Source organism: Streptomyces sp. NPDC050703 (assembly GCF_040654435.1).
GTDB lineage: Bacteria > Actinomycetota > Actinomycetes > Streptomycetales > Streptomycetaceae > Streptomyces.
Window position 1 is genome coordinate 159,789 of the sequence record NZ_JBFAHX010000014.1, and the last position, 13,608, is coordinate 173,396.

At 71.4% G+C, this 13,608-nt stretch carries 13 protein-coding genes and 1 pseudogene; all 14 read left to right on the forward strand.

The genetic code is table 11. From position 1 onward, the window contains the following. Window positions 1–65 precede the first annotated feature (65 nt). A complete protein-coding gene (locus AB0I16_RS16180; RefSeq protein ID WP_363250009.1) occupies window positions 66–527 on the forward strand; it encodes a DUF948 domain-containing protein in 462 nt (153 codons plus the stop codon). A gap of 7 nt (window positions 528–534) precedes the next feature. Beyond that, window positions 535–903 carry a DUF6167 family protein gene (locus AB0I16_RS16185; RefSeq protein WP_363250010.1) on the forward strand — a complete coding sequence of 123 codons (369 nt, stop codon included), beginning with the start codon at window positions 535–537 and terminating at the stop codon, window positions 901–903. After that, window positions 903–3,572 (forward strand): alanine--tRNA ligase, encoded by a 2,670-nt coding sequence (gene alaS / locus AB0I16_RS16190; protein WP_363250011.1) that lies wholly within the window; start codon window positions 903–905, stop codon window positions 3,570–3,572. Before AB0I16_RS16185 ends, alaS begins: the two co-directional genes overlap by 1 nt. A gap of 11 nt (window positions 3,573–3,583) precedes the next feature. Beyond that, window positions 3,584–4,048, forward strand: coding sequence for a Holliday junction resolvase RuvX (gene ruvX / locus AB0I16_RS16195; RefSeq protein ID WP_363250030.1), 465 nt, complete (start codon window positions 3,584–3,586; stop codon window positions 4,046–4,048). A 124-nt stretch (window positions 4,049–4,172) separates the two neighbouring features. Next, entirely contained in the window at window positions 4,173–6,065 is a 1,893-nt protein-coding gene (mltG, locus tag AB0I16_RS16200) for an endolytic transglycosylase MltG (RefSeq protein WP_363250012.1), read from the forward strand. Further along, window positions 6,062–6,892, forward strand: a complete 831-nt coding sequence (locus AB0I16_RS16205) for a shikimate dehydrogenase (protein WP_363250013.1) — start codon at window positions 6,062–6,064, stop codon at window positions 6,890–6,892. The genes mltG and AB0I16_RS16205 overlap by 4 nt, the downstream gene beginning before the upstream one ends. 158 nt (window positions 6,893–7,050) lie before the next feature. Then, complete coding sequence (aroC, locus tag AB0I16_RS16210) at window positions 7,051–8,235, forward strand: chorismate synthase (protein WP_363250014.1); 1,185 nt, start codon at window positions 7,051–7,053, stop codon at window positions 8,233–8,235. 29 nt (window positions 8,236–8,264) lie between these two features. Continuing rightward, complete coding sequence (locus AB0I16_RS16215; protein ID WP_363250031.1) at window positions 8,265–8,747, forward strand: shikimate kinase; 483 nt, start codon at window positions 8,265–8,267, stop codon at window positions 8,745–8,747. Then, window positions 8,744–9,853 (forward strand): 3-dehydroquinate synthase, encoded by a 1,110-nt coding sequence (gene aroB, locus AB0I16_RS16220; protein WP_363250015.1) that lies wholly within the window; start codon window positions 8,744–8,746, stop codon window positions 9,851–9,853. Before AB0I16_RS16215 ends, aroB begins: the two co-directional genes overlap by 4 nt. A gap of 181 nt (window positions 9,854–10,034) precedes the next feature. After that, window positions 10,035–10,988 carry a Pro-rich N-terminal domain-containing protein gene (locus tag AB0I16_RS16225; RefSeq protein ID WP_363250016.1) on the forward strand — a complete coding sequence of 318 codons (954 nt, stop codon included), beginning with the start codon at window positions 10,035–10,037 and terminating at the stop codon, window positions 10,986–10,988. Window positions 10,989–11,172: 184 nt separating this feature from the next. Continuing rightward, on the forward strand, window positions 11,173–12,279 hold the full coding sequence (locus AB0I16_RS16230; protein ID WP_363250017.1) for an aminopeptidase P family protein: 1,107 nt from the start codon (window positions 11,173–11,175) through the stop codon (window positions 12,277–12,279). A 59-nt stretch (window positions 12,280–12,338) separates the two neighbouring features. Next, a complete protein-coding gene (efp, locus tag AB0I16_RS16235; RefSeq protein ID WP_062779556.1) occupies window positions 12,339–12,905 on the forward strand; it encodes an elongation factor P in 567 nt (188 codons plus the stop codon). Window positions 12,906–12,907: 2 nt separating this feature from the next. After that, window positions 12,908–13,342, forward strand: a complete 435-nt coding sequence (gene nusB, locus AB0I16_RS16240) for a transcription antitermination factor NusB (protein ID WP_363250018.1) — start codon at window positions 12,908–12,910, stop codon at window positions 13,340–13,342. A gap of 197 nt (window positions 13,343–13,539) precedes the next feature. After that, a pseudogene (locus tag AB0I16_RS16245) lies at window positions 13,540–13,608 on the forward strand (S-methyl-5-thioribose-1-phosphate isomerase); the annotation flags it as partial.

Here is a 13,608-nt window from a genome sequence, read left to right on the forward strand (position 1 = left end):
CGGCGCGATAGGCTCGGGAAACGACTTTTCGATGTTCAGGACGATGTCTCAAGGAGCGGTGCCACGTGTCCGGTGGAGAGGTTGCCGGGATCTTGGTGGCCGTCTTCTGGGCGATCCTGGTCTCCTTCCTCGCGGTGGCCCTCGCGAGGCTGGCCCAGACGCTCAGGGCGACCACCAAGCTCGTCGCGGACGTGACCGAGCAGGCGGTGCCCCTGCTGGCGGACGCCTCCACCGCGGTGCGCTCGGCGCAGACGCAGATCGACCGCGTCGACGCCATCGCGTCCGACGTCCAGGAGGTCACGTCGAACGCGTCGGCGCTGTCCACGACGGTCGCCTCCACCTTCGGCGGCCCGCTCGTCAAGGTGGCCGCGTTCGGCTACGGCGTCCGCAGGGCCATCGGCCGCAAGGCGGCGCCCGAAGCAGGGGAAGTGCCCACCAAGCCGTCCCGTCGTCGTACGGTGATCGTGGGCCGCACGGTGCCGTCCGCGCGCCAGAAGAAGCGGGACACCCGGAATAAGAGGGACTGACACAGCGATGTTCCGCCGTACGTTCTGGTTCACCGCCGGCGCAGCCGCCGGTGTGTGGGCCACCACCAAGGTCAACCGCAAGCTCCGGCAGCTGACGCCCGAGAGCCTGGCCGCGCAGGCCGCGAACAAGGCGGTCGAGGCGGGCCACAGGCTCAAGGACTTCGCGCTCGACGTCCGCGACGGCATGGCCCAGCGCGAGGCCGAGCTGGGCGACGCCCTGGGCCTCAACGCCCGTCCCGACGCCGACGCCCTCCCCGCGCGCCGCTTCGCGGTCATCGAGAACCGCAGTCCCGCCAAGCACGACAGCAGCAACGACAACAAGACGAAGTACCTCGAGAACACGACGTACTCGTACAACCGGAATGAGGACCACTGATGGAGTCGGCTGAAATCCGCCGCCGCTGGCTGAGCTTCTTCGAGGAGCGCGGACACACCGTCGTCCCTTCGGCGTCGCTCATCGCGGACGACCCGACTCTGCTGCTCGTCCCCGCGGGCATGGTGCCCTTCAAGCCCTACTTCCTCGGTGAGGTCAAGCCGCCGGGACCGCGCGTCACCAGCGTGCAGAAGTGCGTGCGTACGCCCGACATCGAAGAGGTCGGCAAGACCACGCGGCACGGCACGTTCTTCCAGATGTGCGGCAACTTCTCCTTCGGCGACTACTTCAAGGAAGGCGCCATCAAGCTGGCCTGGGAGCTGCTGACCGGCTCCGTGGCCGACGGCGGCTTCGCGCTCGACCCGGAGAAGCTCTGGATCACGGTCTACCTCGACGACGACGAGGCCGAGCGGATCTGGCACGAGGTGATCGGCGTGCCCAAGGAGCGCATCCAGCGCCTGGGCAAGAAGGACAACTTCTGGTCCATGGGTGTACCGGGACCCTGCGGCCCGTGCTCGGAGATCAACTACGACCGCGGCCCCGAGTTCGGCGAGGAGGGCGGCCCCGCCGTCAACGACGAGCGCTACGTGGAGATCTGGAACCTGGTCTTCATGCAGTTCGAGCGCGGCGCAGGCGACGGCAAGGAGGACTTCCCGATCCTCGGCGAGCTGCCCTCGAAGAACATCGACACGGGCCTCGGCCTCGAACGCCTCGCCATGATCCTGCAGGGCGTGCAGAACATGTACGAGACGGACACCCTGCGCGTCGTCATGGACAAGGCCACCGAGCTGAGCGGCGTGCGCTACGGCGCCGACGCGGGCTCGGACGTCTCCCTGCGCGTCGTCGCGGACCACATCCGTACGTCGGCCATGCTCATCGGCGACGGCGTCACCCCCGGCAACGAGGGCCGCGGGTACGTCCTGCGCCGCATCATGCGCCGCGCCATCCGCAACATGCGCCTGCTCGGCGCCACCGGCCCCGTCGTCAAGGAGCTCATCGGCGTCGTGATCGACACGATGGGCCTGCAGTACCCGGAGCTCATCGCCGAGAGCAAGCGCATCGAGACCGTCGCCCTCGCCGAGGAGGCCGCCTTCCTCAAGGCCCTCAAGGGCGGCACCAACATCCTCGACACCGCCGTCACGGAGACCAAGGCCGCGGGCGGCAAGGTGCTCTCCGGCGACAAGGCGTTCCTGCTGCACGACACGTGGGGCTTCCCGATCGACCTCACCCTGGAGATGGCCGCCGAGCAGGGCCTCTCCGTGGACGAGGACGGCTTCCGGCGCCTGATGAAGGAGCAGCGGGACCGCGCCAAGGCCGACGCGAGGGCCAAGAAGACCGGCCACGCCGACCTGCACGCCTACCGCGAGATCGCCGACAGCGCCGGCGCCACCGACTTCACGGGCTACTCCGACACGGAGAACGAGGCCCGCATCGTCGGCCTCCTCGTCAACGGCGTCTCCTCGCCCGCCGCCACCGAGGGCGACGAGGTCGAGATCGTCCTCGACCGCACCCCCTTCTACGCCGAGGGCGGCGGCCAGATCGGCGACACCGGCCGCATCCGCCTGGACAGCGGCGCCGTCGTGGAGATCCGCGACGTCCAGAAGCCGGTGCCCGGCGTGCACGTCCACAAGGGCGTCGTCCAGGTCGGCGAGATCACCGTCGGCGCCCCGGTGTGGGCCTCGATCGACGCGCACCGCCGCCGCGCCATCGCCCGCGCCCACTCCGCCACGCACCTCACGCACCAGGCGCTGCGCGACGCGCTCGGCCCCACGGCCGCCCAGGCCGGTTCCGAGAACCAGCCCGGCCGCTTCCGCTTCGACTTCGGCTCGCCCTCGGCCGTGCCCACGGCCGTGATGACGGACGTCGAGCAGAAGATCAACGCGGTCCTCGCCCGGGAGCTGGACGTCCAGGCCGAGGTCATGTCGATCGACGACGCCAAGAAGCAGGGCGCCATCGCCGAGTTCGGCGAGAAGTACGGCGAGCGCGTGCGCGTCGTCACCATCGGCGACTTCTCCAAGGAGCTGTGCGGCGGCACGCACGTGCACAACACGGCCCAGCTCGGCCTGGTCAAGCTGCTCGGCGAGTCCTCCATCGGCTCCGGCGTGCGCCGCATCGAGGCCCTGGTCGGCGTCGACGCGTACAACTTCCTCGCCAAGGAGCACACGGTCGTCGCCCAGCTCCAGGAGCTGGTCAAGGGCCGCCCCGAGGAGCTGCCCGAGAAGATCTCCGGCATGCTCGCCAAGCTGAAGGACGCGGAGAAGGAGATCGAGAAGTTCCGCGCGGAGAAGGTCCTCCAGGCCGCCGCCGGTCTCGTCCAGGGCGCCAAGGACGTACGCGGTGTCGCCGTCGTCACCGGTCAGGTGCCCGACGGCACGGGCGCCGACGACCTGCGCAAGCTGGTCCTCGACGTGCGGGGCCGCATCCCGGGCGACCGCCCGGCGGTCGTCGCCCTGTTCACCACGGCCAACGGCAAGCCGCTCACGGTCATCGCCACCAACGAGGCCGCCCGTGAGCGCGGCCTCAAGGCCGGCGACCTGGTCCGTACGGCCGCCAAGACCCTCGGCGGCGGTGGCGGCGGCAAGCCGGACGTCGCCCAGGGCGGCGGCCAGAACCCGGCCGCCGTCGGCGACGCCATCGCCGCGGTCGAGCGCCTCGTCACCGAGACGGCCTGATGACCGAGTCCATGCGCAGGGGCCGGCGTCTGGCCATCGACGTCGGCGACGCCCGTATCGGGGTCGCCTCGTGCGACCCCGACGGGATTCTCGCCACGCCGGTCGAGACGGTGCCGGGACGCGACGTCCCGGCCGCCCAGCGCCGGTTGAAGCAGCTCGCCGAGGAGTACGAGCCGATCGAGATCGTCGTCGGCCTCCCTCGCTCCCTCAACGGGGGCGAGGGCCCGGCGGCCGCCAAGGTCCGCGCGTTCACCCAGGACCTCGCCCGCCTGGTCGCCCCCGTCCCGGTGAGGCTCGTGGACGAGAGGATGACCACAGTGACGGCCGGTCAGGGGCTGCGCGCCTCGGGTGTGAAGTCCAAAAAGGGCAGGTCTGTCATCGACCAGGCGGCGGCCGTGATCATCCTCCAGCAGGCACTGGAGTCCGAACGGGCGTCAGGTAAAGCTCCGGGCGAGGGCGTCGAAGTGGTCATCTGATCGCGATACGGTAACGTTCCGCGCGATGCGGCGGCGTTCGAACAGCTGCCGCACGGCATCAAGAGGCGGAACGGTTGCCCGGCCCACCAGACGGCGGCCCCGCCTCGCGGCATGTAGGGGATCGATGACTGAGTATGGCCGGGGCCCAGGCTCCGAACCGTGGCATCCGGAGGACCCGTTGTACGGGGACAGCGGATGGGGAGGACAGCAGCCCGCGGGCGACCGGTCCACCTACGGCGGCCAGGAGCAGTACCACCAGCCGCACCAGCATCAGGAGTACCAGCAGCCGCAGCAGCACCAGCACCAGCACCAGCAGCCGCAGCAGGGGCAGTACGGCGGTGACTGGAGCACCGGGCAGCAGGCCGCCCAGGGCCAGTCGGGGTACGGCGACGGTCGGCAGATGTACGAGGGCGGGCCGGCCCAGGCGTACGGAGGTGCCCCGGGCCAGGGGTACGGCGGCCAGGACCAGGGCCACGGCCACCAGCAAGGCCACGGCCAAGGCCACGGCCAAGACCGCCAAGGTCACGGGCACGGCCAAGGCCAAGGCCGGCACGGCGGCTCCGAGTCCGGTTACCCGGCAGGGCCCGAGTCCGGATACGCCGGGGGCCACGAGACCTACGGCGGCGGTGGCCACGACACGGGACAGCAGCCGCAGGCCCCCTACGCGGGCGACCCGATGGACCCCTACGGCGGCCGGCCCGAGGACTACGCCCAGGAGAGCCCCGACTACTACGCGACGCCGGACGCGTACGAGCCGCCCGAACCGCCGGGCCGCCGCCGCCCGGCGGAGCCCGAGGCCGGACCGGGGGCCGAGACCGACTGGGACCCCGGGCCCGACCGGGGCGAGCACGCGTTCTTCGCGGACGGCGACGACGATGACGACTTCGACGACGAGCCGGGACGCAAGGGCGACCGGCGCGGCGGCCGGGGCGGCAAGAAGCCGAAGAAGCGCCGCAGCGGCTGCGCCTGTCTGGTCGTCACCCTGGTCTTCGGCGGCGGCCTGGCGGGCGTCGGCTACTTCGGCTACCAGTTCTATCAGGATCGTTTCGGCACGGCGCCGGACTACGCGGGCGACGGCTCGGGCGCGGTCACGGTCGACATCCCCGAGGACTCCACCGGCTACGAGATCGGCGCCGAGCTGAAGAAGGCCGGTGTCGTCAAGAGCGTCGACGCGTTCGTCTCCGCCCAGGGAAAGCGCCAGGACCAGTCGATCCAGTCGGGCGTCTACACGCTGAAGAAGCGCATGTCGGCGGCGAGCGCCGTGGATCTGATGCTGAATCCCAAGAGCCGCAGCAACCTCGTCATCCCCGAGGGCAGGCGGAACGAGTGGGTCTATCAGCAGATCGACACACGCCTCCAGGTGAAAGAGGGCACCACCGAGAAAGTCGCCAAGAACGACTGGAAGAAACTCGGGCTGCCTGACTGGGCGAATACGAACAAGGACATCAAGGACCCGCTGGAAGGCTTCCTCTACCCCTCCAGCTATCCGGTGGCCAAGGGCCAGAAGCCCGCGGACGTCCTCAGGAAGATGGTCGCCCACGCCAACGAGAAGTACGAGCAGCTCGACCTCAGGTCGAAGGCCGCGGAACTGGACCTGAAGGACCCGCTCCAGGTTCTCACCGTGGCGAGCCTGGTCCAGGCGGAGGGCAAGTACAAGCACGACTTCGAGAAGGTCGCGACGGTCGTCTACAACCGTCTGAAGCCCACGAACACCGAGACGTACGGCCTGTTGGACTTCGACTCCACGGTGAACTACCTGAAGGGCGAGTCCAAGCTCGGCACCGGCACGGTCGACCAGCTGCGCAGGATCGACGACCCGTACAACACGTACAAGGTGAAGGGCCTCCCGCCCGGACCGATCGGCAACCCGGGCGAAGTGGCGCTGAATTCGGCGCTGCACCCGGCCGAGGGCGACTGGTATTACTTCGTCTCCATTCCCCACGAGGACAAGACGTACTTCGCCGAGACGAACGAAGAGCAGAACCGGAACCGCGAGAAATACCTGAAGGGGCAATGAGCGCGCAGAAGCGTCGAGCCGCCGTCCTCGGCTCCCCGATCGCCCATTCCCTCTCCCCGGTGCTGCACCGCGCCGCATACGGGGAGCTGGGGCTGAGCGACTGGTCGTACGACCGTTTCGAGATCGACGAGGCGGCGCTGCCCGGATTCGTCGGGGAACTCGGCCCGGAATGGGCAGGGCTTTCCCTGACGATGCCGTTGAAGCGGGCGATCATTCCGCTGCTCGACGAGGTCAGCGGGACGGCCGCCTCCGTGGAGGCCGTGAACACCGTCGTGTTCGGCGAGGACGGCCGCAAGGTCGGTGACAACACCGACATCCCCGGCATGGTCGCCGCGCTGCGCGAACGCGGCATCGAGCAGGTCGACTCCGCCGCGATCCTCGGCGCCGGCGCCACCGCGTCGTCCGCGCTCGCCGCCCTCGCCCGGATCTGCACCGGCGAGGTCGTCGCGTACGTACGCAGTGACGCCCGCGCGGCCGAGATGCGGCAGTGGGGCGACCGGCTCGACGTGGAGGTCAGGACCGAGGACTGGGAGGACGCCCGCGAGGCGCTGAGCGCGCCGCTGGTGATCGCCACGACCCCGGCGGGCGCCACGGACGCGCTGTCCGGCCTGGTGCCCGAGCGTCCGGCGACCCTCTTCGACGTGCTGTACGACCCGTGGCCCACCGAGCTGGCGGCCCGCTGGTCGGCGTACGGAGGAGCGGTGGTCAGCGGCCTCGACCTGCTCGTGCACCAGGCGGTGCTCCAGGTCGAGCAGATGACCGGCCGCCCGTCCGCGCCGCTCGACGCCATGCGCAGGGCGGGCGAGCACGCGCTCGCGGAGCGCTAGCGACGGGCGTCCGCCTGGCGGGCACGGCGTCCGTCTGTTGGACCTGGGGCCGGTTCCGCCCCCGGATCGTGGGAGGATCGGGGCAAGGCGGGCCAGGGCCGCGCACCCGGCCGCGCCGTCGAAGACCGCAGTTCCAGGCGCGAGCATGAGGAGCACCGTTGAGCAGGTTGCGCTGGCTGACCGCTGGGGAGTCCCACGGACCCGCACTTGTCGCGACGCTGGAGGGACTTCCCGCCGGCGTGCCGATCACCACGGAGATGGTGGCGGACCACCTCGCCAGGCGACGGCTCGGCTATGGACGCGGCGCCCGCATGAAGTTCGAGCGCGACGAGGTCACCTTCATCGGCGGCGTCCGGCACGGCCTCACCATGGGCTCGCCCGTCGCCATCATGGTGGGCAACACCGAGTGGCCCAAGTGGGAGCAGGTCATGGCGGCCGACCCGGTCGACCCGGCCGAACTCGCCGAACTGGCGCGCAACGCCCCGCTGACCCGCCCCCGCCCCGGCCACGCCGACCTCGCCGGGATGCAGAAGTACGGCTTCGACGAGGCCCGGCCGATCCTGGAACGCGCCTCCGCCCGCGAGACCGCGGCCCGCGTCGCGCTCGGCGCGGTCGCCCGCTCGTACCTCAAGGAGACGGCCGGCATCGAGATCGTCAGCCATGTGACGGAGCTGGCGGCGGCCAAGGCCCCCTACGGCGTGTACCCGACCCCCGCCGACGTCGACAAGCTCGACGCCGACCCGGTGCGCTGCCTGGACGCCGACGCGTCGAAGGCGATGGTCGCCGAGATCGACCAGGCCCACAAGGACGGCGACACCCTGGGCGGCGTCGTCGAGGTCCTCGCCTACGGAGTGCCGGTCGGCCTCGGCTCGCACGTGCACTGGGACCGGCGGCTCGACGCGCGGCTCGCCGCCGCGCTCATGGGCATCCAGGCCATCAAGGGCGTCGAGGTCGGCGACGGCTTCGACCTCGCGCGCGTGCCGGGCTCCAAGGCGCACGACGAGATCGTCTCCACCGAGGACGGCATCCGGCGCACCTCAGGCCGCTCCGGCGGCACCGAGGGCGGTCTGACCACCGGTGAACTGCTGCGCGTACGCGCCGCCATGAAGCCCATCGCGACCGTGCCGCGCGCCCTCGCCACCGTCGACGTGGCGACCGGTGAGGCCACCAAGGCGCACCACCAGCGCTCCGACGTGTGCGCCGTCCCCGCGGCCGGCATCGTCGCCGAGGCGATGGTCGCGCTCGTCCTCGCCGACGCCGTGGCCGAGAAGTTCGGCGGCGACAGCGTGCCCGAGACGCGGCGCAACGTCCGCTCCTACCTCGACAACCTCCAGATCCGGTGAGCGGCCCGCAGATCGTCCTCGTCGGCCCCATGGGCGTGGGCAAGACGACGGTCGGCGAGCTGCTCGCCGGCCGGCTCGGGACCGCGTTCCGCGACACCGACGCCGACATCGTCGCCGCGCAGGGCCGCGAGATCGCCGACATCTTCGTCGACGAGGGCGAGCCGTACTTCCGCGACCTGGAGCGGCGGGCCGTGCGCGCCGCCGTCGAGGAGCACGACGGCGTCCTCGCGCTCGGCGGGGGAGCGATCCTCGACGACACCACGCGCGCGCTGCTCTCGGCGCACCCCGTCGTCTACCTCTCGATGGACGTCGAGGAGGCCGTCAGGCGCACCGGCCTCAACCAGGCGCGCCCGCTGCTCGCCGTCAACCCGCGCAAGCAGTGGCGCGAGCTGATGGACGCCCGCCGCCATCTGTACGCCGAAGTCGCCCGCGCGGTCGTCGCCACCGACGGCCGCACCCCCGAAGAGGTCGCCCAGGCGGTCCTCGACGCACTGGAGTTGAAGGAAGCATGACCACGGAGCAGACGACCGAGCAGACCCCCACCCGCATCCACGTCGGCGGGACCGCCGGCACGGATCCGTACGAGGTGCTGGTCGGTCGGCAGCTCCTCGGCGAGCTGCCGGGCCTAGTCGGCGACCAGGCCAAGCGGGTCGCGGTGATCCACCCCGAGGCGCTCGCCGAGACCGGCGACGCGCTCCGCCAGGACCTCGCCGACCAGGGCTACGAGGCCGTCGCCATCCAGGTGCCCAACGCCGAGGAGGCCAAGACGGCCGAGGTCGCGGCGTACTGCTGGAAGGCGCTCGGCCAGTCGGGCTTCACGCGCAGCGACGTCATCGTCGGCGTGGGCGGCGGTGCCTCCACCGACCTCGCCGGGTTCGTGGCCGCGACCTGGCTGCGCGGCGTCCGCTGGATCGCCGTGCCGACCACGGTGCTCGGCATGGTGGACGCGGCGGTCGGCGGCAAGACCGGCATCAACACCGCCGAGGGAAAGAACCTGGTGGGCGCCTTCCACCCGCCGGCCGGTGTCCTCTGCGACCTCGCGGCGCTCGACTCGCTGCCGGTGAACGACTACGTCTCCGGGCTCGCGGAGATCATCAAGGCCGGGTTCATCGCCGACCCGGCGATCCTGGAGCTCATCGAGGCCGACCCGCAGGCCGCGCGCACGCCGGCCGGGCAGCACACCGCCGAGCTCATCGAGCGCTCCATCAAGGTCAAGGCCGAGGTCGTCTCGGGTGACCTCAAGGAGGCCGGGCTGCGCGAGATCCTCAACTACGGGCACACGCTCGCGCACGCCATCGAGAAGAACGAGCGCTACAAGTGGCGGCACGGTGCCGCCGTCTCCGTGGGCATGCTCTTCGCCGCCGAACTCGGCCGTCTGGCGGGGCGCCTCGACGACGCGACCGCCGACCGGCACCGCACCGTCCTGGAGTCGGTGGGCCTTCCGCTGACGTACCGCTACGACCAGTGGCCGAAGCTCCTGGAGACCATGAAGGTCGACAAGAAGTCCCGCGGTGACCTGCTGCGGTTCATCGTCCTCGACGGCCTCGGCAAGCCGACCGTGCTGGAGGGCCCCGACCCGGCGGTGCTGCTCGCCGCCTACGGCGAAGTCGGCCAGTAAGGGCCTGACGGCCAGGCCGATTCGGCCACGGGCACTTCGCGGGCTCCCCGGCCGTTCACACAACGGCGGCCGGGGACGGTACCGTTCGACGAGAGCCTGGCCGGGGTTGCCGCACAGGCTCTGACGGGCGGTCCGGCCGCCGCCCGACCAGCGTCAGTCGCACGAGACGGAGTGGCACCGGATGCAGCACGCAGTGGGGTCTCCGCTGCCGCCCCACCAGCCGGGGCACGGACCGGCCACCGGCTGGTCCCCGGCCGCACATCACCCGAGCGCTCCGCCCCCGGGCGCCGTCCCGCGCGGCGGACCGCCGCCCCCGCAGGGCTTCACGGGCGCGCCCGTCCCCCGGGCCCCGCACGCACAGGCCCCGCAGGCCCCGGGCCAGGCCCCGCACACGCCCGGCCAGGCCCCGGTCCCGCACCCGTCGGCGCCGCACCCGCAGGCCCCGCACCCGCAGGGCCCGCACCCGCAGGGCCCCGTGCCGCCCGCGCCGGAGTCCACCGGGCACATCCAGCTGCCGCCGGGCGGCCCCGTGGCGATGCCGAGTCCACCGCCGGACACGGCGCAGGCCGACATGGGGGCCACCACACTCGCCGTGCTGCTCATCGGCCCCGCGGGCGCGGGCAAGACGAGCGTCGCCAAGTACTGGGCGGAGCACCGGCACGTGCCGACGGCCCACATCAGCCTCGACGACGTACGCGAATGGGTGCGCTCGGGCTTCGCCGACCCGCAGTCGGGGTGGAACGACCACTCCGAGGCGCAGTACCGCCTGGCCCGCCGCACCTGCGGCTTCGCCGCGCGCAACTTCCTGGCGAACGGCATCTCCTGCATCCTCGACGACGCGGTCTTCCCCGACCGCCCGGTCGTCGGCCTCGGCGGCTGGAAGCGCCACGTGGGCCCCGGCCTGCTGCCCGTCGTCCTCCTGCCGGGCCTGGAGATCGTCCTCGAACGCAACGCGCGGCGCAGCGGCAACCGCCGCCTCACCGACGAGGAAGTGGCCCGCATCCACGGCCGCATGGCGGGCTGGTACGGCTCGGGCCTCCCCATCATCGACAACTCCCAACTGGACGTCCCCACCACGGCCCAACTCCTGGACGACGTCCTCACCAGAGCAATCGCCAGCCCACCACAGTGGTAGCGCCCTCCGCGGGGCACGGTTGAGCCTCTCGGCCTCCGCGGCTCCCTCACACCACCGGACGCGGTCTTCGCCGCCGACATGGGCGCCGCGGCGACCCCGGCCGCGGCAGACTCCCTGGTGGCCCCGACCCCCGGTCGGACGCGCTGGCCGGGCCGGGGGAGCGGGGCGCTCGTAGGCTCGCCCCATGTCTGAGGTCTACGCGGTCCGCAGGGAGCGGGTGAGGGAGCGGTGCGCCGCCGGCGGGGGTGCCGCGGCGCTGGTGTCCCGGCCGGCCAACGTCCGCTATCTCGCGGGAGCGGCGCCGCGGGGCGCCGTGCTGCTCGTGGGCAGGAGCGAGGACGTCCTGCTGTGCGGGAGGCCGCCCAGCGACCAGCACGGCGAGGGGCGGCCCGACGAGGCCCTGCGGATGCGGCTGCTGTCCGAGCCGGGCGCCGACCCGGCCGTGGCGGGCGCCGGACTCGCGGCCGGCCAGGGAGCGGAGTCGCTGGCCGTGGAGGAGCACCACCTGACCGTCGCCCGGCACCGGGCGATCGGTTCCGTCGCGCCCCGGCTGCGCCTCGTCGACCTCGGCGGCGCGGTCGAACAGCTGCGCTTCATCAAGGACGAGGAAGAGATCTCCTGTCTGCGGATCGCCGCCGAGATCGCCGACCAGGCCCTCGGCGAACTGCTCGAATCCATCCTCGTCGGGCGGACCGAACGCCATCTCGCCCTGGAGCTGGAGCGGCGGCTCGTGGACCACGGGGCCGACGGCCCGGCCTTCGCCACCTCGGTAGGCACCGGCCCGAACTCGGGGCTGAGCGGGCACCGGCCGTCCGACCGGAGGGTGGAAGAGGGCGACTTCCTCTCCGTCTGCCTGGGGGCCGCCTACCGCGGCTACCGGTGTGAGATCGGGCGTACGTTCGTCATCGGTACCTCTCCCGCCGACTGGCAGATCGAGCTGTACGACCTCGTCTTCGCCGCCCAGCGGGCGGGCAGGGAGGCCCTCGTACCCGGCGCCGCGTGCCGCGACGTGGACCGCGCGGCCCGTCATGTGATGGACTCGGCCGGGTACACGGACGGACTCGCTCCGGTCACCGGTCACGGTGTGGGGCTCGAAATCGACGAGGACCCTCAATTGGCGCCCGCCGCCATGGGTAAACTGGACGCTTGCGTGCCGGTCACCGTCGAGCCGGGGGTTCACCTCCCGGGCAGGGGCGGAGTCCGGATCGATGACACGCTCGTCGTACGCCCCGAGGCGGACGGCGGACCCGAGCTACTCACCATTACGACCAAGGAGCTGCTCGCGCTCTAGCCCAGAGCTGTGCGCGTGCGCCGGGGTCGTCCACGTCAGTCCAGGAGATTGAAGCAACCGTGGCTTCCACGAACGACCTCAAGAACGGCCTGGTGCTCAAGCTCGAAGGCGGCCAGCTCTGGTCCGTCGTCGAGTTCCAGCACGTCAAGCCCGGCAAGGGCCCGGCCTTCGTGCGCACCAAGCTGAAGAACGTGCTCTCCGGCAAGGTCGTCGACAAGACGTTCAACGCCGGCGTCAAGGTCGACACGGCCACGATCGACAAGCGCGACATGCAGTTCTCGTACATGGACGGCGAGTACTTCGTCTTCATGGACATGGAGACCTACGACCAGCTGCACGTCGACAAGAAGGCCGTCGGCGACGCCGCCAACTTCCTGATCGAGGGCTTCACGGCCACGGTCGCGCAGCACGAGGGCTCCGTGCTCTTCGTCGAGCTGCCCGCCGCCGTCGAGCTCGTGATCCAGGAGACCGAGCCGGGCGTCCAGGGCGACCGCTCCACCGGTGGCACCAAGCCCGCCACGCTGGAGACCGGCCACCAGATCCAGGTCCCGCTCTTCATCACCACCGGCGAGAAGATCAAGGTCGACACCCGTGACAGCAGCTACCTCGGCCGGGTGAACAGCTAACCGTGGCTGCTCGTAACACGGCCCGTAAGCGCGCTTTCCAGATCCTCTTCGAGGCCGACCAGCGCGGCACCGACGTTCTGACGGTCCTCGCCGACTGGGTGCGCCACTCGCGGTCCGACACCCGGCAGCCGCCGGTGAGCGAGTACACCATGGAGCTCGTCGAGGGCTACGCGGAGCATGAGCGCCGCATCGACGACCTCATCTCGCAGTACGCCGTGGGCTGGACCCTCGACCGGATGCCGGTCGTGGACCGCAGCATCCTGCGGCTCGGCGCCTATGAACTCATCTGGGTCGACGGCACCCCCGACGCGGTGGTGCTCGACGAGGCGGTGCAGCTCGCCAAGGAGTTCTCCACGGACGAGTCGCCCTCCTTCGTGAACGGCCTGCTCGGCCGGTTCAAGGACCTCAAGCCGTCCCTGCGCCGCGACGAGGCGTGAAGAACCACGAGGCGTAGGACCGACGAGGCCGCACGGCCTCGTGACGGTCACCCGGAGGGCCCGCGGCAACCGCCGCGGGCCCTCCGGGTTTTCCCGCGCAAAGGCGCTTATGCGTCCTTGGCGGAGCCACGCACCAAAAGAGCGCGGCCCCGGGCAAGGGCCAAAGCTTTGGGTAAAGCAGAAACCGCCGGGGTGGCCGCAGATGGGTGGACGAGACGCGGCCGCTGCTCCAGGGGGCGCGGCTCACGGCGTACGAGGCGGCGCGG

Coding starts and splice junctions, on each gene's coding strand:
- AB0I16_RS16185 (WP_363250010.1), top strand. CDS start 535: ATGTTCCGCCGTACGTTCTGGTTCACCGCCGGCGCAGCCGCCGGTGTG.
- alaS (WP_363250011.1), top strand. CDS start 903: ATGGAGTCGGCTGAAATCCGCCGCCGCTGGCTGAGCTTCTTCGAGGAG.
- ruvX (WP_363250030.1), top strand. CDS start 3,584: ATGCGCAGGGGCCGGCGTCTGGCCATCGACGTCGGCGACGCCCGTATC.
- mltG (WP_363250012.1), top strand. CDS start 4,173: ATGACTGAGTATGGCCGGGGCCCAGGCTCCGAACCGTGGCATCCGGAG.
- AB0I16_RS16205 (WP_363250013.1), top strand. CDS start 6,062: ATGAGCGCGCAGAAGCGTCGAGCCGCCGTCCTCGGCTCCCCGATCGCC.
- AB0I16_RS16215 (WP_363250031.1), top strand. CDS start 8,265: ATGGGCGTGGGCAAGACGACGGTCGGCGAGCTGCTCGCCGGCCGGCTC.
- aroB (WP_363250015.1), top strand. CDS start 8,744: ATGACCACGGAGCAGACGACCGAGCAGACCCCCACCCGCATCCACGTC.
- AB0I16_RS16225 (WP_363250016.1), top strand. CDS start 10,035: ATGCAGCACGCAGTGGGGTCTCCGCTGCCGCCCCACCAGCCGGGGCAC.
- AB0I16_RS16230 (WP_363250017.1), top strand. CDS start 11,173: ATGTCTGAGGTCTACGCGGTCCGCAGGGAGCGGGTGAGGGAGCGGTGC.